Genomic DNA, 21,214 nt, shown 5'->3' with positions numbered 1-21,214 from the left:
CCCCCCTTTATTCAAGGGTCACGTGGTGCTTCATCACCCGGCGAAACAGCGCCAGCCGGGCGCGCATAAAGCGATTCTCCACTTTAAACCCGGCACGCTTATGCAGGCCAATGCGCAGCAAACGATCCCGTCCGCGCAGGCACGCCGGCCAGCGCACCGCGCCGGCAAGCACCTGCTCGCCGCTGGCGACGCGGGCAAACTGGACCCAGTAGTCAGCGACCTGAGCGGCGAAGGCCAGATCCGCTTCACTGGCATACTGCCGCACCGGATCGGTGAGCCGCAGGTTATCAAACACGTAGGGCACCTCGTTGCCGTGCCAGGCGCCGTGCGGATAGGCGTCATGTTCCGCTTCCGCGACATAATCGAACCAGTACCGCCAGCACGGCTGGCCCACGCGCTGCTGGGCCTGCATCACCACATAGCCGAGGGTGGTAAACGCCATATCCCGACAGACTTCCCGCCCCAGCGCTTCATCGCCTTTTACGCCGGGATAGAGGAGTTTGATCAGTCCCAGACCCAGACGGCGCTCACGGCGCAGTTTCTGGATCTGCCCGGCGATGTCGACGCCAAACACCGCCATCACGCTGGCTTCATCGCTGTTGGAGCCGATGATCACCGGCATCGGATGCTGGCGCCCGGCAAAAAAGGTCTCCAGCATCGGCTGCGGGAGCACGATATCGCCTGCAATGGGCGCTGGCCCGATATTCAGCGGGGCGGAAAGCGACCAGAAGGCCTCCGCCGGGATTGCCCGCAGTTGCTCAGCGCTGGCCTGTGGTAAGGCGAAATGCTCCGCCAGCAGACGGCCTTTCTCCAGCGCCTTTTCCCGCGGCAGATCGGGTAAGGTATACCCGCTCTGAATAATCGCTTTATGGAACAACCCTTTCGCTTTCGGCGAGGCCATCAGCGACAGCACGCTGCGCGCCCCGGCGGATTCGCCAAACAGCGTGACGTTGGCGGCGTCGCCGCCGAAGGCGTGAATGTTTTCCTGGACCCACTGCAGGGCGGCGATCTGGTCGAGCAGCGCGAAGTTATACAGCCGCTCGCCCGCCTCTTCTTCCAGCGCCGGGTGGGCGAAAAAGCCGAGGTGGCCCAGACGGTAGTTGACCGTCACCACCACCACGTCGCGGCTGGCCAGCGCCAGGCCATCGTAAGGCGGCAGGCTACCGGCGCCGATGGTAAACCCGCCACCGTGCAGCCAGACCATCACCGGCAGCGGCTGCGCTGCGCTGGCGGGGGCCCAGACGTTGAGATAGAGACAGTCTTCGCTGAAGCGACCGGGATCCCCGCCGCCAAGTTCGCGGCAGTAGTCAATGTCCTGCCAGCTGGCGGCGGAAAAGGCGTCGGCCTGACGCACGCCCGGCCAGCGGGCGGGAGGCTGCGGCGCGCGCCAGCGCAGCGGCCCCACGGGCGGCGCGGCGTACGGAATGCCGCGCCAAATATGGATCCCCTGCTCTGCACTCCCGGCCAGCGTGCCCTGCCGGGTTTTCGCCAACGGTTTCGACGGATGTTGCATAACCTGCTCCCTGTAAGGCTGATGCCAGCAGGTTACTGATTTTACAGCAGACCGCAACGTCGTTTGCTGCGCTCCTCCGCCTGCTGGTACAGTTCAAATTCATCCTGCACCGGACAACCCAGCGCCGCTTCAAAGGCTTCGCGGCTGGCATTCCCGTGGCTGCGGGCCTGGGTTTCGTTACCCAGATTGGACTGAAAAATGCCCGCCGCGCTGACCGGTAAAAAATCCTCATAGACGATAGGCTGGGCCACTATCCACCCGCGCTCGATCAGCGGCTGGGGATCGTCGCCCGGGCGAAACGCGTGGCGATGGGCCTCGCCAGCCGGCGTCAGGCGGTAGCGAAACCAGGCCAGCCCCTGCTGACGCAGCAGAAATTCGCTGTCGGGAAATTCGCGGAATACCTCCTGCAGATGCAGCTGGTGGCTGAGATTGTCTTTGCCGGTCCCTGCTGCCTGCAGCAATCGGTCGTATAGCGCGCGTCCTTTTGGCGTCAGCGCCACGCCGCGCTGCTCAATTTCGCCGAAGCGGGCGCTGTGAGTGCCGCGGTGTTCGCCGGCGAACATTACTGGCTCCTCAAGCGCCTTGAAGCTGGTCTGTCGCAGGAGGATCGGTACCTCCCGGCGCGGCGGACCTTCGATCAGGGCCTTTGGCTCAATGCCGCACTCCGGCATCAGGGCCTGCGCGCGGTCAATATCCAACGTTCGCGGCGTGAGGTGGTTGATATGACATCCCGGGAAGCAGACCACATCGGCAATCAAGCGATGCTCGCGATGCAGCGCGTGGTAGGTCTCCTCATCGACGGTGGCATGCCGGTGCCAGCGGAAGGTCTCCAGCGCCTCCTGCACGAACTCGCGGGCTTCCGCAGGGGTGAACGCCCCTTCGGCCTCGTGCCGGGCGATCAGCGCCAGACAGCGGGGAGTGAATATGTTGCGCCGGGCGAGGATCGCCTCGGCTCGCTCACGCAGAGCGCGGTTTTCGATCAGCTCCAGACGCAGCAGCGAGGTAAAAACCCGAAACGGATTGCGCGCCAGCGCGGCATCGTCGACAGGACGAAACGCCGTGGAATGAACCGGCACGCCGGCCTGTGAAAGATCATAATAGCTGACGGGATACATCCCCATGATGGCAAACATGCGACGCAGCGTCGCCAGTTCCTCCGCTGTGCCCACGCGGATCGCCCCGTGGCGCTCAACGTTCAGGCGAGCCAGCTCGTCGGCGTTGGCCAGTTGTTCATGCAGCTTCGGATTATTTTCCAGTACCGCCAGGTTGACGTCAGCCACCAGCTCCAGCAGCGTCCCGTACTGCGGAACTTCCTGCTGGTACATGGCCGACATGGCCTGCGAAAACTGCTCCCGAATCTCATCAGCCGTGATGGTGTTCGCCATGATGTGTTACCTCCAGTGAATACTTCCTGGAGTGTAGGAAAGCTGCCTCCCGGCGGGGGGAAGAATTTACAAACTGTGATGGCGATAACCTGCTTCCGGTCATGGGCATGGCGCAGGGCATAACCGACGGTTATGAAAAACACCCGGTAATTTCACTTTAAATTAACAATATATTTACACACACTGTTTCTGGCGACATTACAACAACATGCCTCTCTACCCTCTATACGGAGTACCCGATGAACGATAAATGGTCCCCGCGCGAGGTTATCCATCGCGATTACAGTAGTCACCCGCCCGCTTACGCCCCGGGCTATAAAACCAGCGTCCTGCGCTCCCCGAAAAACGCCCTAATCTCCCTGCAGAACTCGCTGTCAGAGATCACCGGCCCGGTGTTTAGCCGCGACGACCTGGGACCGCTGGATAATGACCTTATCCTTAACTATGCCAAAGAAGGCCTGCCGATTGGCGAGCGGATCATTGTGCACGGCTATGTGCGGGATGGTTTCGGCCGACCAATGAAAAACACCCTGGTGGAAGTGTGGCAGGCCAATGCCGGCGGCCGCTATCGACATAAAAAAGATCAGTATCTGGCGCCGATTGACCCGAACTTCGGCGGCTGCGGTCGGGTGCTGACCGACGAGAACGGTTATTACTGTTTTCGCACCATCAAGCCCGGCCCCTACCCCTGGCGCAACCAGGCCAGCGACTGGCGTCCGGCGCATATTCATTTCTCGCTTTCAGGCGACGCCTGGGCCCAGCGCCTGATCACCCAGATGTATTTCGAAGGCGACCCGTTGATCAAGCAGTGCCCGATCGTCAGGACCATTAATAATGACGACGCCGTGCGCACCCTGATCGCCGAGCTGGACATGCACGCCGCCGTGCCGCTGGATTGTCTGGCCTACCGCTTCGACCTTGTTCTGCGCGGCCATCGCGCCACGCTGTTTGAAAATCGCACTCAGGGGGCCGCCCGATGAAAGAGTATCTGCCTGAAACCGCCTCGCAGACTGCGGGACCCTATGTTCATATCGGTCTGGCACCGGACGCGGCGGGTTTTCATATTTTTGAAAAAAATTTTGGTCCGGTTCTCACCACCGCCGATACGGTCGGGGAACGGATCACCATTGAAGGCCGGGTTATCGACGGCTCCGGAACCCCGGTCCGCGACGTGCTGCTGGAGATCTGGCAGGCTAACGCCGCGGGACGCTATAACCATCCTGAGGACCGTCAGCAGCAGAAAGCGGTCGACCCAGGCTTTCGCGGCTGGGGGCGCACCTGCTCTGACTTCACCTCCGGCGTCTGGCGCTTTGAAACCATCAAGCCCGGCGCGGTGGTTGGCCGCGACGGCCGTCTGATGGCGCCGCACGTCAATCTGTGGGTGGTGGCGCGGGGGATCAACATTGGCCTGAATACGCGGATGTATTTCGCCGATGAGCACGAGGCCAATGCCAGCGACCCGGTGCTGAATCTCATCGAATGGGAGGTGAGACGCAAAACCTTAATCGCCGAGCGCGAGGTTCGCGGTGCGGAAGTGGTCTATCGTTTCGACATTTATCTGCAGGGCGAGAACGAAACCGTCTTTTTCGATATCTAGCGGCCATGCTGACCACCGCCGTCGCCCCGCACAGCCGGGGCGACGGCGTGTTAAACCATAGGGAAAGATCTTGTAATGTAATCAGCTCAAATGTTAATAATATTTTGCTATCTGGTTATCAAATTTAAACAAGGCCGCTTGTCTCTTTCACCGCTGTGTTTTTAACATCATCTTACTATGGAAAAAAATGGTCTCTTCAGTCAGCGCATTCGCTTGCGCCATCTACACACCTTCGTGGCCGTCGCTCAACAGGGAACGCTGGGGCGCGCGGCTGAAACTTTAAATCTGAGCCAGCCAGCACTTTCAAAAACGCTTAACGAGCTTGAACAGCTGACCGGTACCCGTCTGTTTGAGCGGGGACGTCTGGGGGCGCAATTGACCCTGGTCGGGGAACAGTTTCTGACTCATGCCGTGAAAGTGCTTGATGCCCTTAACTCGGCGGGCCAGGCGCTGAACCGTAAAGAGGGGCTGAATAACGATATCGTGCGCATCGGCGCGCTGCCTACCGCCGCGCTGGGGATCCTGCCGACGGTGATCGGCCAGTTCCATAAGCAGCAAAAAGATATCACGCTGCAGGTCGCCACCATGAACAACACCATGCTGCTCGCCGGGTTAAAATCCGGGGAGATCGACATCGGCATCGGACGGATGTCCGATCCGGAGCTGATGAGCGGGCTGCATTACGAACTGCTGTTCCTGGAATCCCTTAAGCTGGTGGTACGCCCGGGACATCCTCTGCTGCAGGAGACCGTGACCCTCAGTCGGGTGATGGAGTGGCCGGTGGTGGTCTCGCCAAAGGGCACCGTGCCGCGGCAAAACGCCGAAGCGCTGCTCCAGAGCCAGGGCTGTAAAATGCCCGCCGGCTGCATCGAGACCCTCTCTGCTTCACTGTCGCGCCAGCTGACGGTCGATTTTGACTATGTCTGGTTCGTCCCTTCCGGGGCGGTGAAAGACGATCTTCGCCGTGGCGTACTGACCGCCCTGCCGATTGCCACCCAGGGCGCCGGGGAGCCCATCGGCATTCTAACCCGCGTCGATGCGACGCTGACCCCCGGTACACAAACCCTGCTCAGCGCTATTCGTAAATCAATGCCTGCCTGATCCGCTGATCCCCCGGCCCGTAGCGGCCGGGGAGCCAACGCTGACTGCGTCACATTCAGCAAAATAATCATTTAGTGCGAAATTATTTATTAACATTTGCGCAAATTTCTTTAACAGATCTATCATATCGCGATTTCACCAAATGGTTCATACGAAATCAAAACAGGCAATAAATTTGGCTTTATGAAGATACAAACCACTTCATTCAAAAATAAAACAAAATAACTTTGTTTCATTTGGTTCGCACTGAGGTGGCTGGTGTGGTTAAGGAGATTTCATGACAACTGGCAACGCGCCGCGCGGATTCCCCCGGATCCTGCAGTGGCTTCTCGCCGGACTGATGCTGATCATCGGTCTGGCTATCGGTATTCTGGGGGCAAAACTGGCTCTCGTCGGCGGCACGCTGTACTTCGCGCTGATGGGCGTGGTGATGGTTATCGCGGCGGTGCTGATTTTCCGTCGCCGCCGCGGGGGTATTCTGCTGTACGCCGTGGCGTTTATCGCTTCGGTGATCTGGGCGATCGGCGACGCTGGCTGGAACTTCTGGCCGCTCTTCTCGCGTCTGTTCGCCCTTGGCGTGCTGGCCTTCCTCGCCGCCCTGGTCTGGCCTTTCCTTGCCAGCTCGCCGGCGAAAAAAGGCCCGGCTTTTGCCATCGCCGCCGTGCTCGCCGTGGCGCTGGCGGGAAGCTTTGGCTGGATGTTTAAATCCGAACCGCTGGTCAGCGCCACGGAAGCGGTGCCGGTGAAACCCGTCGCGCCGGGCGAAGAGCAGAAAAACTGGGCGCACTGGGGCAACACCACCCACGGCGACCGCTTCGCCGCCCTGGATCAAATCAACAAGCAAAACGTCAACCAGCTGCAGGTAGCCTGGGTGGCGCATACTGGCGATATCCCACAGAGCAATGGCTCCGGCGCGGAAGATCAGAATACCCCGCTGCAGATTGGCGATACCCTCTATGTCTGTACCCCTTACAGCAAAGTGCTGGCGCTGGATGTCGACAGCGGCAAAGAGAAATGGCGCTATGACTCCAAATCCTCTTCGCCCAACTGGCAGCGCTGCCGCGGCTTAGGCTATTACGAAGACAGCCAGGCGCAGACGACGCCAGCGTCAGGCGCCCAGCCTGCCGCCTGCTCCCGTCGTCTGTTCCTGCCGACGATCGATGCCCGCCTGATCGCCATTGATGCCGACACCGGCAAACTGTGCGAGAGCTTCGGCAATCGCGGTATTGTCGACCTTAGCGTCGGGATGGGCGAAGTCAAAGCAGGTTACTATCAGCAGACCTCCACCCCGCTGGTCGCGGGTGATGTGGTGGTGGTCGGCGGCCGCGTCGCGGATAACTACTCTACCGGCGAACCGCCGGGGGTGGTCCGTGCGTTTGACGTCCACACCGGTAAACTGGCCTGGGCGTGGGATCCGGGTAATCCGGCGCTGACCGGCGTACCGCCGGAGGGCCAGACCTATACGCGCGGCACGCCGAACGTCTGGTCGGCGATGTCTTACGACGCGAAGCTGAACCTGATCTATCTGCCGACCGGTAACGCTACGCCTGACTTCTTTGGCGGCGAACGAACCGCGCTGGACGATAAATACAGCTCCTCCATCGTCGCCGTGGATGCCGCTACCGGCCAGGTACGCTGGCATTTCCAGACCACCCACCACGACCTGTGGGACTTTGACCTGCCGTCTCAGCCGCTGCTGTACGATCTGCCTGACGGCAAGGGCGGCACCACCCCGGTGCTGGTGCAGACCAGCAAGCAGGGCATGATCTTTATGCTCAACCGCGAAACCGGCGAGCCGGTGGCGAAAGTGGAAGAGCGGCCGGTGCCGGTGGGCAATGTCAAAGGCGAGCGCTATTCGCCGACGCAGCCTTACTCGGTGGGAATGCCGATGATCGGTAACCAGACGCTGACCGAGTCCGATATGTGGGGCGCGACGCCGATCGACCTGCTGCTTTGCCGTATCCAGTTCAAAGAGATGCGCCATCAGGGCGTCTTTACCCCGCCGGGGGAAGACCGCTCCCTGCAGTTCCCGGGCTCGCTTGGCGGCATGAACTGGGGCAGCGTCTCGGTAGATCCCAACAACAGCCTGATGTTCGTTAACGATATGCGTCTGGGTCTCGCCAACTATATGGTGCCGCGCGAGAAGGTGGCGAAAGACGCCAGCGGCATCGAGATGGGCATCGTGCCGATGGAAGGCACGCCGTTTGGCGCCATGCGCGAACGTTTCCTGTCGCCGCTGGGCATTCCGTGCCAGAAGCCGCCGTTCGGCACCATGTCCGCGGTGGATCTGAAAACCGGGAAACTGGTGTGGCAGGTGCCGGTAGGTACCGTAGAGGATACCGGGCCGCTGGGGATCCGCATGCACATGCCGATTCCGATCGGTATGCCGACCCTTGGCGCGTCGCTGGCGACGCAGTCCGGGCTGCTGTTCTTCGCCGGCACTCAGGATTTCTACCTGCGCGCCTTTGATACCGCTAACGGCAAGGAAATCTGGAAATCCCGTCTGCCGGTTGGCAGCCAGTCAGGCCCGATGACCTACGTGTCGCCGAAAACCGGTAAGCAGTACATCATTATCAATGCGGGCGGCGCCCGTCAGTCTCCGGATCGCGGCGATTACATTATCGCCTACGCGCTCCCTGACCATCACTGATTGACTTAAGCAAAAGGGCCCATCCGGGCCCTTTTTTGCTGTTGCCGAAACGCCTTGCGCGTTAGCGATTACTGGTCGCCAAAGTGGATCACGGTGCGAATCGATTTGCCTTCATGCATCAGGTCAAAGGCCTCGTTAATCTGCTCCAGCGGCAGGCGATGAGTAATAAACGGGTCGAGGCGAATTTTACCCGCCATCGCGTCTTCCACCATTCCCGGCAGCTGGCTACGGCCTTTCACGCCGCCAAAGGCGGAGCCGCGCCACACGCGGCCTGTCACCAGCTGGAACGGACGGGTTTTGATCTCCTGCCCGGCGCCGGCCACGCCGATAATGACGCTCTCGCCCCAGCCCTTATGGCAGCACTCCAGCGCCGCGCGCATCACATTGACATTACCGATGCACTCGAAGCTGAAATCCACCCCGCCGTCGGTCAGCTCAACGATCACATCCTGAATCGGCTTATCGTAGTCGTTGGGGTTGATAAAGTCGGTAGCCCCCATCTCTTTAGCGAGAGTGAACTTATCCGGGTTGGTATCGATTGCCAGAATGCGCCCGGCTTGCGCCTGCACAGCGCCCTGGATCACCGCCAGGCCGATGCCGCCCAGACCAAAGACCGCGACGGTATCCCCGGCCTTAACCTTCGCCGTGTTGTGCACCGCGCCGATACCGGTGGTCACGCCGCAGCCCAGCAGACACACTTTATCCAGCGGCGCCTGCGGATTGACTTTCGCCAGCGAGATCTCAGCGCAGACCGTGTATTCGCTGAAGGTGCTGGTGCCCATGTAGTGATAAATCGGTTCGCCGTTATACGAGAAACGGGTGGTGCCGTCCGGCATCAGCCCTTTGCCCTGGGTAGCGCGTACCGCCTGACAGAGATTGGTTTTACCCGACTTACAGAATTTGCACTCGCCGCATTCGGCGGTATACAGCGGGATGACATGATCGCCCGGCTTAAGGCTGGTGACGCCCTCGCCCACTTCCACGACCACGCCGCCGCCTTCATGGCCCAGCACCGCCGGGAAGACCCCTTCCGGATCGTCGCCGGAAAGGGTGAAAGCATCGGTATGGCACACGCCGGTATGGGTGATTTTCACCAGAACTTCGCCTTTTTTCGGCGGCGCGACGTCAATCTCTACGATTTTTAACGGCTGACCGGGGCCAAAGGCCACTGCTGCGCGTGATTTCATAACTGTCTCTTCCTCGTCGTGATGTTATTTTAAATAGGATCGTAGCAGATGACCGACCTCTGCCATTCTCGCGGCCCGCTGGTCCGGGGTGGTGTCGCCGCTGACCAGCTCGTCCTGCAGGTGGATCTCCACCATTTCGCCCATCAGACCGTTTGCCGCCCCGCGAATCGAGGCGATCTGCTGCAGGATAGTCATACAGGGCTCGCCGGACTCCAGCGCGCGTTCAAGGGCTTCAACCTGGCCGCGGATGCGTCGTACGCGGCTGAGCGCCCGTTTTTTATCTTCAGGTGAATGTGGCACGATAACGCCTCCGTATCATATAGGGGGGTATACTATATTTTATTCACCACAAAGGCAAAAAAAACCCCGTCGCGGGACGGGGTCTGAATGTTGAAGCAAACCATTCAGCGCTTACGGGGCATCATTCGCAGCAGGGTATTATCTTTCCACCAGTAATGATGGAGCAGCGCAGCAAAGGCATGCAGGCCAATCACGAAGTAACCGGCGTTCGCTAACCATTCATGGATCGCTTTCAGGGTGTCCACCCGCTCAAAATCGCTCTGCGGAGCATACGGCATCGTCAGGCCAAAGGCGTACCAGGGATTCCCGCGCCAGTACATCATTACCATGCCAATCAGCGGCAGGACGATAAACAGCAGATAGATAATCAGATGGCCGAGATGGGCGAAACCAGTCATCATCGGTGACGGCTTTGGCACGATCGGCGGCGTCGGCATTTTCAGCCGCACCAGCAGACGCGCCACCATCAGCACGCCAATGGTGATTCCGCAGGAAACATGAACCATATTGATCAGCGGCCGATCGCTGCGGGGGAAAAATCCGCGCAGCTCCATCGCCGCATAGGCCACCACCACCAGCAGAAAGACCAGCCAGTGGATGCCGATCTGCAGGCCGGAATATTTATCGCGCATGGAATATCCTTAATGGAAAGTGTGATTGTGCCAACATAGCGGCCTTCTCTTAAATTTTCATTAACCTTTACGTTGAATTAACAATTGATTACCGCATTGTGCCGAGCCGCTGCACCCGGACCACGCGAACGGGCGCCGGATACCATCCGTTATTACAAAATTAAACATTTTTGTTACCTGCCGCCGCGCTCTCCCCTCTATAGTTGAGAACATCTGTCGGCCACGCTGCGTATGGAGATGAAAATGAAGAAAATGAGCTTACCGCTATTGCTGCTGACCGCGCTGGCCAGCCCGACTTTCGCCGCGGACTGTCAGCCTAACGGCATCGGTGGCTCATTTTGCATTAACGATGACGGGACCACTACCGACACGGTGCCGAATGAAGTCAACGGTATGGATACGTATTCGAATAATGGCGGGTATAGCAGCTCTCTGCCCGACCAGTCGGGGGCAGAGGAAGCGCTTGAAGGGTCAACGCTGTCGACGCAGCAGGACAGCGTCGCCAGTAGTGGTCAGAGAGACAGCGCCCTGGCGGGTCGCGACTGGCATTCGCCGTCCAATCTGAATGATGGCGCCGCCACCTCCAGTATGAGCCTGCTGGATAAACCCTGAGGCCTGGCGTCAGGCAAAGCTCCAGCCTGCGGCGCCGATGGCGACGGCGAACAGCAGGCAGGCCAGCGCCGTTTTGCGTAACAGCATGGTATAGAAGGAGATCGCGACGCCAACGAATACCACCAGCAGAATGGGCCACATGCTTAATAACAACAGCAGAAAACCCTCAATATTATTATGGATTACGCTTTCCACATCCGCATCCCTGCCTCATCGTCGATAAAGTAAGCAGAATTTAATATGTAACATGAATACATTCAAATAAAATATAAATGTAAATGATTATGCGGCTGGCGGCGGGTCACTGTTACGCGTCCGGGGAGTTAGCATCAGAAGCAGTGCGCAAAAAATAGGTCAGGATTGTTCCACAACCCTTTAGCGGTACGATCGTATTCTCACTAGAATTCCGCAAACCCTTCACGACATTATTCGGCGCTGGTATCTGATACAACGCGCCGGCGATGACAGTCGCCTGGTTGCAATTTATCTCCCTGAGCAGAACGCACATCCAGATATTGAAGCGGCTGGCCGTGTTCGTTATCCAGCAGGACAGAGTAGGTTTCTCCCTGCTCAAACATATAACGCTCTCCCCATTGACGCATCGCCACAACAATGGGAAACACGGAGCGCCCCTTTTCAGTCAGGACGTATTCCTTATATGCGCTGCCATCCGATGCCGGTAAAATCTCGAAAATACCGATATCGACCAGGTGCTTCAGGCGCGCGGCAAGGATATTTTTGGCCAGCCCTAAATTTTTTTGAAACTCGCTGAATCTCCGTACATTGTCAAATGCTTCGCGGATAATCATCAGGCACCAGCGTTCACCAATTGATTCCAACGTTCTCGCCACCGGACATTCACTGGTTCTGAGTGATTCCTGTTTTGCCATCTGCGCGCTCCTCATCAATCTGTCTACTAATGCTAGCTTAATCTTCCGTTTTACTAGTTGCAAAAAAAAACCACTATGGCTATTTCTATAGGTAAACGAGTTTTAAAAAGCAACCAGATAGAAGGTCTCTTATGAAAGATAAGACAAGCAGGTGTACCGGCCACGGAATTCAAACCGCGTTAGCCCCTGACGCGATGCTCACCGCAGGGATAACGACGTTGTTTTCACTGACCTGCGCGCTGGCGGTAGCCAACGTTTATTCAGCTCAACCTTTACTCGACTCGATGGCGGTCAGCCTCAAGGTGGCGCCAGGCATGATTGGCGGCGTCATCACCGCTACGCAGTTGGGCTATGCCATTGGCTTACTGTTCCTGGTTCCGCTCGGGGACTGGCTGAACCGTAAATACGTGGTGATGACTCAGCTGTTGCTTTCAGCGGCGGCGTTAGTTGTAGCAGGGTTATCCCCCAACATAGCCACTCTGCTTGGCGCCATGCTGATCGTTGGCCTGATGGCCGTTGTGGTGCAGTTGATGGTGGCGTGGGTGGCAATACTGGCGACACCGCAGAAACGAGGCCAGGCGGTGGGTACCCTGACCAGCGGAATTGTTTCAGGCATCCTGTTGTCTCGGTTTATCTCAGGCGCGATAGCCGATATTGCCGGCTGGCGAGCCGTTTATCTCACGGCTGCCTGTATGATGCTGTTGATGGCCGGTGTCGTCTGGAAGGTCATGCCTTCGCCCTCAAAGCAATCGCAGCCACAAAAGTCCACCTACCTTTCCTTATTGAAGTCAGTGTTTCAGCTATATATCACTGAACCGCAACTGAGAAAGCGCGGCATCCTGGCGCTTCTTATTTTCGCCGCCTTCAGCATGCTATGGACAACTATGGTCATGCCGCTTACCGCCCTTTCCCTCTCGCACACCCAGGCGGGGATGTTTGGCTTAGCCGGCCTCGCTGGCGTGCTGGCCGCCTCAAGAGCGGGAAAGTGGGCTGACCAGGGATGGGCTCAGCGTACTACCGGCTTGGCGCTGGCGCTGCTGGCTCTCTCATGGCTGCCTATCGCCTATGTTGAAACCTCTTTGCTCTGGCTGTTAGCTGGCGTCATTGCGCTGGACTTTGCGGTACAGGCCGTACATGTCTCTAACCAGAGCCTGATCATTGCCGCCAGGCCTGCAGCAGCAAGCCGCCTGGTTGGGGCTTACATGTGTTTTTATTCGCTGGGTAGCGCGGCAGGTGCTATCGTTGCCACACAGCTTTATTCCCACTGGGGATGGCAGGCGGTCTGCCTTGCGGGTGCCGCGGTCAGCGCGTGTGCTTTTCTTGTCTGGTCAGGATCGCGTCGATCATGACATTCGGCCCCTGTTTTGAAGGGGCCAGTCAAAAAGCGCGTAAAAATGACCTGATTGCCCCCAGCTGTTTGTATCGCATAGATTTTTTCAATGCTTTTAAACAGTTATGCTCATGTTGTATAATGACGTGCACTTTAACTAAAAAAAGAGTGCGACCATGATTGATTCCTCATTGCCATTAACCGACATTCACCGCCACCTTGACGGTAACATCCGGGCCCAAACCATCCTCGATCTTGGCCGCGAGTTTAATATCACCCTTCCCGCTACCACCCTTGACACGCTGCGTCCCCACGTCCAGGTCACCAGCCTGGAGCCCGATCTGGTCAGTTTTCTCGCCAAGCTCGACTGGGGGGTGAAAGTCCTGGCCTCGCTGGAAGCCTGCCGTCGCGTGGCGTATGAGAACGTCGAAGACGCGGCGCGCAATGGCCTGCACTACGTGGAGCTGCGCTTCTCCCCACGCTATATGGCGATGACCCACCAGTTGCCGGTTGACGGCGTGGTAGAGGCAGTGATCGCCGGGGTACGTGAGGGGTGCCGCGATTTTCAGGTCGACGCCCGCCTGATCGGCATTTTGAGCCGCACCTTTGGCGAAGCGGCCTGTCAGGAAGAGCTCGCGGCGCTGCTCGCCCACCGCGATGGCATCACCGCCCTCGACCTCGCTGGCGATGAGCTGGGCTTCCCGGGGGCGCTGTTCCTTAGTCATTTTAACCAGGCCCGCGATGCCGGGTGGCATATCACCGTTCACGCTGGCGAAGCGGCCGGCCCGGAAAGTATCTGGCAGGCCATTCGTGAGCTGGGCGCCGAGCGTATCGGCCACGGGGTAAAAGCGGTACAGGATCCCGCCCTGATGGACTATCTGGCCGAGCACCGCATCGGGATTGAATCCTGTCTCACCTCGAACGTGCAAACCAGTACCGTACCCTCTCTGGCCCAGCATCCGCTGAAGCAGTTCCTTGAGCACGGCGTGCTGGCGAGCCTCAACACTGACGATCCGGCGGTCCAGGGGGTCGATATTATCCACGAATACACCGTGGCGGCGCCGGCGGCGGGCCTGAGCCGGGAGCAGATCCGCCAGGCCCAGATCAATGGTCTGACCCAGGCGTTTCTGAGCGAACAGGAAAAAGCCGCGCTCATTCAGCGGGTGGCTAAAGGCTGATAGCCGGCCCGGCAGCCGCGCTGCCGGGCTATCTCTCACACAAGGCTGAGCGTGGCGCGATGCCGGGCCGACTCGATACCGAGCTCAAGCAGGGTCATGATTTGAATCGCCTCGCTGGCCGGAACCGGGTTTTCTCCCACCCCATTGAGCGCATCGCGGATAGCGGCATAGTAAGCGGGATAATTGCCCGGTAGCGTCAGCCATGTCTCCTCGCTACGTTCGTCGCCTTCGGCGCGGGTCAGGGTACCGTCACGCATATCATACCCCCAGTCCTCCTGCGGCAAACGCTCGCCATTTTTCAGCCGCTCCTCCTGCGGGTCGAGACCGTACTTGATAAAGCTGGCCCGCGAGCCGTGGACGATAAAGCGCGCGCTCTCCGCGGCGGCGAGCAATGTGCCGTGCAGCACCACCCGCCGCTGTGGATAGGCCAGCACCGCGTGAAAATAGTCGGTGGATTGCGCGCCGGGCCGAAGTTGAGCGAGATCCACCGTGATGCTCACCGGCAGACCAAACAGCACCACCGCCTGGTCGAGCAGATGCGGTCCGAGATCATACCAAATTCCACTCCCGGGCCCCGCCTGTTCCCGCCAGCGCTGGCGTACCTGCGGGCGGAAGCGGTCGAAATGGGATTCGAAGTAACACACCTCTCCCAGCAGGCCTTCGTCGATTAACGTTCTGACCGTTAAGAAATCACTGTCCCAGCGCCGATTGTGAAATACCGACAGCACCCGGCCACAGTGCTTCGCCAGGCTCTCCAGCTCACGAGCCTGTGACAGTGTCACGGTAAAGGGTTTATCCACCACCACGTGCTTACCGGCCTCCAGCGCCGCTTTCGCCAGTGGGAAGTGGGTGTCGTTCGGCGTGGCGATGACCACCAGATCGATCTCCGGGTCGTTCAGCAATTCACCCGCCGCATTGACCACCTTCGCGCCAGGCCAGTCGGCATGAACTTTGGCCGCGTCGCTGCTGGAGACCGTCGTCAGCGCCAGGCCCGGCGTGCCGCTGATTAATGGCGCGTGAAACGTTTTGCTGGCATAGCCATAGCCCACCAGCCCCACCCGGATCGCATCACTCATTTAACCGCCTCTCTTATTCAGCTGATGTCAATATCTGACTAATGAGAATATTCTTACAAAACGTGAATAAAACTTATCATTTTTTCACTTAAGGTTTTAACGCATGCGTGCAAAATCAGACAGATACCCCTTGTGATCTGCTGACCATAGAGTAACATTTCCCACTGTGTTCAAAGGATATTGAAGTGTTATGACGACTGTTTTTACTCGTATTGTAGAACTTATTGGCTGGATTGTTTTTGGGATTTCCGCACTGCTTTTGGTTATCGCGCACCATATTGATAACTACCAGTCGCCACCGCCAGCGGATGTGGTGCAGACAAAGTAGCGCCGCCGTGAAACAGTGACCCGCTTCGCAACTGTGCAACCGGTTTCAGAAACCGGTTGCACAGTTATCCTTGCTTTGATTACACTCCCTCTATCATCAGACTGGGAGTTTTTTCATGGCCGCTTTTCCGCAACATTTTCTATGGGGTGCCGCTACCGCAGCGTATCAGGTTGAAGGTGGGCACGACGCTGACGGTAAGGGACCGTCAATCTGGGATATCTACTCTCACCTGCCGGGAACCACCTTTGAAGGGACCACCGGCGATATCGCCGTCGATCACTATCACCGTTTTCGCGAAGACGTGGCGTTGATGGCCGAGATGGGCCTGCAGAGCTATCGCTTTTCCATCTCCTGGCCGCGCCTGCTGCCCACCGGGCGCGGCGAGATTAATGAAGCAGGCGTGCAGTTTTATAGCGATCTGATCGATGAACTGCTGGCGCATAATATTGAGCCGATGATTACCCTCTATCACTGGGACCTGCCGCAGGCCCTGCAGGATGAGGGCGGCTGGGAAGCACGCAGCACCGCCGAAGCCTTCGCCGAGTACGCCCGCCTGTGCTACGCCCGCTTTGGTTCGCGGGTGAAGCTGTGGGCTACCTTTAACGAGACCATCGTCTTTATCGGCCACGGCTACATTAACGGCCTGCATCCGCCGGCCGTTCGCGATCCGGCGCGCGCCATCCAGGCCTGTCATCACGTGTTTATCGCCCATGCGCTTGCGGTGAAGGCGTTTCGCGAGATGGCCGTGGCGGGCGAGATTGGTTTCGTCAATGTGCTGCAGCCGCATACCCCGCTCACCGACAGCGAGGCGGACAGGCAGGCTACCGACCTGGCTGACGCCATCCATACCCACTGGCTGTACGATCCGGTGCTAAAAGGCACCTATCCTGCTGCCCTGCTGGCGCAGACTCAAGCCCTGTGGGGAGTACCGCGCTTTGCTCCAGGCGACGACGCGCTGCTGCGAGACAACCGCTGTGACTTTATCGGTCTGAATTACTATCGTCGGGAAACGGTATCCGCCCAGCCGCCCGAAATCCCCACCGGCGGCGAGCCTGGCGTGGAGGGGTTATTCTATTTCGTGCGTAATCCGCAGAGCACTTATACCGAATGGGGCTGGGAGATCTGGCCGCAGGGGCTAACCGACGGCATTATGATGATCAAGGCGCGCTATGGCGATATCCCGATCTATATCACCGAGAATGGCCTGGGAGCGAAAGACCCGATTATTGCCGGTGAGGTGGTCGACGATCCGCGAATCGACTACCTGAGCAGCCATATTGGCGCTCTGGAAAAGGCGCTGGCGCAGGGAGCTGACGTTCGCGGCTATTATCCCTGGTCGTTTATCGATCTGCTTAGCTGGCTCAACGGATATCAAAAGCAATATGGCTTTGTCTATGTGGACCACCAGCAAAATCTGGCACGGAAACGAAAGAAGAGTTTTTATTGGTACAAATCTGTTATTGCCAGTCGCGGCGAACAGCGTTAATCTTCTCCTGCGGGCGCCATTCGGCGCCCGGTCTGATTTAGAATATTCTTAAACATCTCCCTGCTCTTCAAGGCTGGCTTTGCCCCTTGTCATGGGTTTATATAACCTGAAACATTCCACGCGGCCCCGGCAGAAGGCGCCGTTGGTTGAGAGTAGGTTTAGTGAATGCTGATAATATTCAACGTAATTATTCCGATTATAAAATGGATACGAAAATGACCGTTCTGGACTATTTATTAAAATTCCGCAAAATCAGTTCGCTGGAAAGTCTTGAAAAACTATTTGATCACCTTAACTACTCCCTGACAGACACCGAAGAGATCGTTAATATGTATCGCGCCGCCGATCACCGCCGGGCAGAGCTGGTTTCCGGCGGTAAATTGTTCGATGTGGGCCAGGTGCCTAAATCCGTTTGGCGATTCGTGCAGTAAGACTGTCATCCTTCACGCCAGTTGCTTATACTTCCCGGCCTGCTTTTATATACTGGCGTTAAATAGGGGAGAACCATGACGTCTCAATCTGCGGAACGCATCGGCGGATGGCTGCTGGCACCGCTGGCCTGGTTGCTGGTGGCGCTGCTGAGCGCCTCGTTATCGCTGCTGTTTTTTGCCAATGCCCTCATGTCGCCGCAAACCTGGGCCCTGCTGCGCGCCATGAGCACCGGACACATGGCGCTGTGGGTCGCCTCGTTGCTGTTTGCCCTCGCCATGTGGTTTTATACGCTCTGGCTGACCATCGCCTTTTTCAAGCGGCGCTCGCTGGTGCCGAAACACTATATTATCTGGCTGCTCATTACGCTGCTGCTGGCGATAAAGGCGTTTGCCTTCTCCCCCGTTTCGGATGTCCTTGCACTGCGTCAGCTACTGTTTCCGCTGCTGGCCGCCGCGCTGCTGGCGCCCTATTTTCGCCGTTCACAGCGGGTAAAACGGACCTTTGTTAATCCGTAATAACCCCACACTTAACCTGTTGTCGCCGGTATCGTTTTATTCGATAATAAGCGGCTTTTTTTCGTTTCAGGTCGCATGATGGCTGATTATTTACTGCTCTTTATCGGTACTGTCCTTGTCAATAACTTCGTTTTGGTGAAGTTCCTTGGCCTGTGTCCGTTTATGGGGGTTTCCAAAAAGCTGGAAACCGCAATGGGGATGGGGCTCGCCACCACCTTCGTGATGACCCTGGCCTCTATTTGCGCCTGGCTGATTGATACCTGGATCCTTATCCCGCTAAATCTGGTTTATTTACGTACCCTGGCCTTTATTCTGGTTATCGCCGTGGTGGTCCAGTTCACTGAGATGGTGGTGCGTAAAACCAGCCCGGCGCTCTATCGCCTGCTGGGCATCTTTTTGCCCCTTATCACCACCAACTGCGCGGTGCTCGGGGTGGCGCTGCTGAACATCAACCTGGGCCACAATTTCCTGCAGTCGGCGCTGTACGGCTTTGCCGCCGCCGTCGGCTTCTCGCTGGTGATGGTGCTGTTCGCGGCGATCCGCGAACGTCTGGTGGTGGCCGATGTCCCCGCGCCGTTCCGCGGTAATGCCATCGCGCTGATTACCGCCGGTTTAATGTCTCTGGCCTTTATGGGCTTTAGTGGTTTGGTGAAGTTGTAATGAGCGCAGTCTGGATAGCCGTGATCGCCATCAGCCTGTTAGGGCTGATTTTCGGCTTAATACTGGGGTATGCGTCGCGCCGTTTCGCGGTGCAGGACGACCCGGTGGTGGAAAAAATTGATGAACTGTTACCGCAGAGCCAATGTGGGCAGTGCGGCTACCCTGGCTGCCGCCCCTATGCGGAAGCGGTGGGCGTGCAGGGTGAGAAAATTAATCGCTGCGCGCCGGGTGGCGAAGCGGTGATGTTAAAAATCGCCGCCTTGCTCAACGTCGACCCGCAGCCTGTCGATGGCGACGAGCAGGCAGCCGAGCCGGCCCGCATGCTCGCCGTGATTGACGAGCCGAACTGCATCGGCTGCACCAAATGTATTCAGGCGTGTCCCGTGGATGCCATTGTCGGGGCGACCCGCGCCATGCATACCGTGATGAGCGACCTATGCACCGGCTGCAACCTGTGCGTTGCCCCCTGCCCGACCCAGTGCATTTCACTCGTTCCGGTGGCGACCACCCCGGAGACCTGGAAATGGGATCTGCACACGATCCCGGTGCGAAATATTCCTGTGGAACAACATGTTTAAGCTATTTTCCGCTTTCCGAAAAGACAAAGTCTGGGATTTTAACGGCGGTATTCACCCGCCGGAGATGAAAACCCAGTCAAACGGCACCCCGCTGCGCCAGGTTTCCCTGCCGCAGCGCTTTGTGATCCCGCTGAAGCAGCACATCGGCGCCGAAGGCGAACTGTGCGTCAAAGTAGGCGACCGGGTGCTGCGCGGCCAGCCGCTAACCCGCGGTTGGGGAAGAATGCTGCCGGTTCACGCCCCCACCTCCGGCACCGTTGCCGCTATCGCCCCGCACACCACCGCCCATCCATCCGCGCTGGCGGAGATGAGCGTGATCATTGACGCCGACGGCGAAGACCGCTGGATCGAACGCGACGGCTGGAGCGACTACCAGACCCGCACACGTGAAGCGCTGATTGAGCGCATCCACCAGTTTGGCGTTGCCGGCCTCGGCGGCGCCGGCTTCCCCACCGGCAGTAAACTGCGCGGCGGCGGCGATAAAATTAAAACGCTGATCATTAACGCCGCCGAGTGCGAACCCTATATCACGGCGGACGACCGCCTGATGCAGGACTGCGCGGCGCAGATTGTCGAAGGGATCCGCATCCTCGCCCACATTCTGCAGCCTGACGAGGTGCTGATCGGCATTGAAGACAATAAGCCGCAGGCCATCTCCATGCTGCGGGCGGTACTCTGCGACGCCCATGGCATTTCGCTGCGCGTGATCCCCACCAAATACCCCTCCGGTGGCGCCAAGCAGCTCACCCAGATTCTCACCGGGAAACAGGTGCCGCACGGCGGTCGTTCTTCGGACATTGGCGTGCTAATGCAGAACGTCGGTACAGCCTACGCGGTGAAACGCGCGGTAATTGACGGCGAACCGTTAACCGAGCGCGTGGTCACCCTCACCGGCGAGGCGGTAACCCGGCCGGGCAATGTCTGGGCGCGCCTTGGCACGCCGGTGCGCCATCTGTTGAACGACGCCGGATTCTGCGCCAGCGCTGAGCCGATGGTGATCATGGGCGGCCCGCTGATGGGCTTTACTCTGCCGGGGCTCGACGTCCCGGTAGTGAAGATCACCAACTGTCTCTTAGCGCCCTCCGCCAGCGAAATGGGCGAGCCGCAGGAAGAAAAAGGCTGCATTCGCTGTAGCGCCTGCGCCGACGCCTGCCCGGCCGATCTGCTGCCGCAGCAGCTGTACTGGTTCAGCAAAGGCCAGCAGCACGATAAAGCCACCGCTCACAATCTGGCGGACTGCATCGAATGCGGCGCGTGCGCGTGGGTATGCCCAAGCAATATTCCGCTGGTGCAGTACTTCCGCCAGGAGAAAGCCGAGATCGCGGCGATTCGTCTGGAAGAGCAGCGCGCTGCGGAAGCCAAGGCGCGATTCGAGGCCCGACAGGCGCGCCTGGAGCGTGAGAAAGCGGCCCGCGCCGAGCGGCATAAAAAAGCCGCCGTCCAGCCAGCCGCCAAAGATCAGGATGCGATTAACGCCGCCCTGGCCCGGGTACGTGATAAACAGCGCGACGCAGCGCAGCCTATCGTGATTCAGGCCGGCGCCAGACCGGATAACAGCGAGGCGATTGCCGCCCGCGAAGCGCGGAAGGCCGAAGCCCGGGCGCGTAAAGCGCAGCAGCAGTCCGCGCCGGCGGAATCCCCGTCGACCGACGCTGCCGATCCACGCAAAGCGGCGGTGGAAGCCGCTATCGCCCGCGCCAAAGCGCGCAAAGCCGAACAGCAGGCCGCGCCGGCGGAAACCCCGCCAGCCGAGCCGGTCGACCC

General features: G+C 58.7%; 22 protein-coding genes. 14 read left to right on the top strand and 8 right to left on the bottom strand.

From position 1 onward, the window contains the following. Positions 1-7: 7 nt before the first annotated feature. Together ABLV64_RS15955 and ABLV64_RS15950 are read right to left on the bottom strand one after the other, a co-directional pair. A complete protein-coding gene (locus ABLV64_RS15955) occupies positions 8-1,513 on the bottom strand; it encodes a carboxylesterase/lipase family protein (RefSeq protein ID WP_023318416.1) in 1,506 nt (501 codons plus the stop codon). A 41-nt stretch (positions 1,514-1,554) separates the two neighbouring features. Then, positions 1,555-2,898, bottom strand: a complete 1,344-nt coding sequence (locus tag ABLV64_RS15950; protein ID WP_023318417.1) for a VOC family protein — start codon at positions 2,896-2,898, stop codon at positions 1,555-1,557. Positions 2,899-3,137: 239 nt separating this feature from the next. Between ABLV64_RS15950 and pcaH the strand changes: the two genes are divergently transcribed. The 4 genes from pcaH to ABLV64_RS15930 all read left to right on the top strand — a co-directional run bounded on the left by pcaH (position 3,138) and on the right by ABLV64_RS15930 (position 8,246). After that, on the top strand, positions 3,138-3,878 hold the full coding sequence (gene pcaH / locus ABLV64_RS15945; protein WP_004202816.1) for a protocatechuate 3,4-dioxygenase subunit beta: 741 nt from the start codon (positions 3,138-3,140) through the stop codon (positions 3,876-3,878). Continuing rightward, entirely contained in the window at positions 3,875-4,495 is a 621-nt protein-coding gene (gene pcaG, locus ABLV64_RS15940) for a protocatechuate 3,4-dioxygenase subunit alpha (protein WP_004202817.1), read from the top strand. Before pcaH ends, pcaG begins: the two co-directional genes overlap by 4 nt. 177 nt (positions 4,496-4,672) lie before the next feature. Then, complete coding sequence (locus ABLV64_RS15935; RefSeq protein ID WP_004143800.1) at positions 4,673-5,596, top strand: LysR substrate-binding domain-containing protein; 924 nt, start codon at positions 4,673-4,675, stop codon at positions 5,594-5,596. A gap of 277 nt (positions 5,597-5,873) precedes the next feature. Next, positions 5,874-8,246, top strand: a complete 2,373-nt coding sequence (locus ABLV64_RS15930) for a membrane-bound PQQ-dependent dehydrogenase, glucose/quinate/shikimate family (RefSeq protein ID WP_069135740.1) — start codon at positions 5,874-5,876, stop codon at positions 8,244-8,246. Positions 8,247-8,314: 68 nt separating this feature from the next. Here ABLV64_RS15930 and ABLV64_RS15925 read toward each other — a convergent pair whose 3' ends face one another. From ABLV64_RS15925 to cybB, 3 genes are all read right to left on the bottom strand, one after another. Next, positions 8,315-9,433 (bottom strand): S-(hydroxymethyl)glutathione dehydrogenase/class III alcohol dehydrogenase, encoded by a 1,119-nt coding sequence (locus ABLV64_RS15925; protein ID WP_163619577.1) that lies wholly within the window; start codon positions 9,431-9,433, stop codon positions 8,315-8,317. Between the two features lie 24 nt (positions 9,434-9,457). Beyond that, positions 9,458-9,733, bottom strand: a complete 276-nt coding sequence (locus ABLV64_RS15920) for a metal/formaldehyde-sensitive transcriptional repressor (RefSeq protein ID WP_004202822.1) — start codon at positions 9,731-9,733, stop codon at positions 9,458-9,460. Positions 9,734-9,837: 104 nt separating this feature from the next. Further along, positions 9,838-10,365: a cytochrome b561 gene (cybB, locus tag ABLV64_RS15915; protein ID WP_064794642.1), complete on the bottom strand. Its 528-nt coding sequence runs from the start codon at positions 10,363-10,365 to the stop codon at positions 9,838-9,840. Positions 10,366-10,608: 243 nt separating this feature from the next. Here cybB and ABLV64_RS15910 point away from each other — a divergent pair, with 243 nt between their 5' ends. Then, on the top strand, positions 10,609-10,977 hold the full coding sequence (locus tag ABLV64_RS15910; protein WP_049003835.1) for a hypothetical protein: 369 nt from the start codon (positions 10,609-10,611) through the stop codon (positions 10,975-10,977). Between the two features lie 9 nt (positions 10,978-10,986). Here the strand turns inward: ABLV64_RS15910 and ABLV64_RS15905 are convergent, their stop codons facing one another. Further along, the gene (locus tag ABLV64_RS15905; protein ID WP_004202827.1) at positions 10,987-11,172 is read right to left on the bottom strand and encodes a hypothetical protein; all 186 of its coding nucleotides are present in this window, start codon (positions 11,170-11,172) and stop codon (positions 10,987-10,989) included. A 230-nt stretch (positions 11,173-11,402) separates the two neighbouring features. After that, complete coding sequence (locus ABLV64_RS15900; RefSeq protein ID WP_065904379.1) at positions 11,403-11,867, bottom strand: helix-turn-helix domain-containing protein; 465 nt, start codon at positions 11,865-11,867, stop codon at positions 11,403-11,405. A 194-nt stretch (positions 11,868-12,061) separates the two neighbouring features. On the opposite strand from ABLV64_RS15900, the gene ABLV64_RS15895 reads away from it, so the two are divergent. Then, positions 12,062-13,216, top strand: a complete 1,155-nt coding sequence (locus ABLV64_RS15895) for an MFS transporter (protein WP_060655925.1) — start codon at positions 12,062-12,064, stop codon at positions 13,214-13,216. Positions 13,217-13,373: 157 nt separating this feature from the next. Then, positions 13,374-14,375, top strand: coding sequence for an adenosine deaminase (gene add / locus ABLV64_RS15890; RefSeq protein WP_004202835.1), 1,002 nt, complete (start codon positions 13,374-13,376; stop codon positions 14,373-14,375). 35 nt (positions 14,376-14,410) lie between these two features. Here add and ABLV64_RS15885 read toward each other — a convergent pair whose 3' ends face one another. Beyond that, positions 14,411-15,451 (bottom strand): oxidoreductase, encoded by a 1,041-nt coding sequence (locus ABLV64_RS15885; protein WP_065904391.1) that lies wholly within the window; start codon positions 15,449-15,451, stop codon positions 14,411-14,413. Between the two features lie 190 nt (positions 15,452-15,641). On the opposite strand from ABLV64_RS15885, the gene blr reads away from it, so the two are divergent. From blr to rsxC, 7 genes are all read left to right on the top strand, one after another. After that, positions 15,642-15,779, top strand: a complete 138-nt coding sequence (gene blr, locus ABLV64_RS15880) for a division septum protein Blr (protein ID WP_012541534.1) — start codon at positions 15,642-15,644, stop codon at positions 15,777-15,779. Between the two features lie 115 nt (positions 15,780-15,894). Next, the gene (locus ABLV64_RS15875; protein WP_060655927.1) at positions 15,895-17,265 is read left to right on the top strand and encodes a GH1 family beta-glucosidase; all 1,371 of its coding nucleotides are present in this window, start codon (positions 15,895-15,897) and stop codon (positions 17,263-17,265) included. Positions 17,266-17,480: 215 nt separating this feature from the next. Continuing rightward, positions 17,481-17,696, top strand: coding sequence for a transcription modulator YdgT (gene ydgT / locus ABLV64_RS15870; protein WP_004202843.1), 216 nt, complete (start codon positions 17,481-17,483; stop codon positions 17,694-17,696). A 75-nt stretch (positions 17,697-17,771) separates the two neighbouring features. Beyond that, positions 17,772-18,212, top strand: a complete 441-nt coding sequence (locus tag ABLV64_RS15865; protein WP_004202845.1) for a DUF2569 domain-containing protein — start codon at positions 17,772-17,774, stop codon at positions 18,210-18,212. 78 nt (positions 18,213-18,290) lie between these two features. Beyond that, positions 18,291-18,872, top strand: a complete 582-nt coding sequence (gene rsxA / locus ABLV64_RS15860; RefSeq protein ID WP_002907658.1) for an electron transport complex subunit RsxA — start codon at positions 18,291-18,293, stop codon at positions 18,870-18,872. Next, on the top strand, positions 18,872-19,450 hold the full coding sequence (gene rsxB, locus ABLV64_RS15855) for an electron transport complex subunit RsxB (protein WP_004202846.1): 579 nt from the start codon (positions 18,872-18,874) through the stop codon (positions 19,448-19,450). Before rsxA ends, rsxB begins: the two co-directional genes overlap by 1 nt. Beyond that, positions 19,443-21,214, top strand: a 1,772-nt coding sequence (gene rsxC / locus ABLV64_RS15850) for an electron transport complex subunit RsxC (protein WP_348851555.1), incomplete at its 3' end; no start/stop codon positions are given. The genes rsxB and rsxC, both read left to right, overlap by 8 nt.

The organism is Klebsiella sp. JB_Kp031, from assembly GCF_040064295.1.
GTDB lineage: Bacteria > Pseudomonadota > Gammaproteobacteria > Enterobacterales > Enterobacteriaceae > Klebsiella > Klebsiella quasipneumoniae.
The sequence above is the reverse complement of the archived record's forward strand: the minus strand, read 5'-3'. Positions and strand labels throughout refer to the sequence as shown.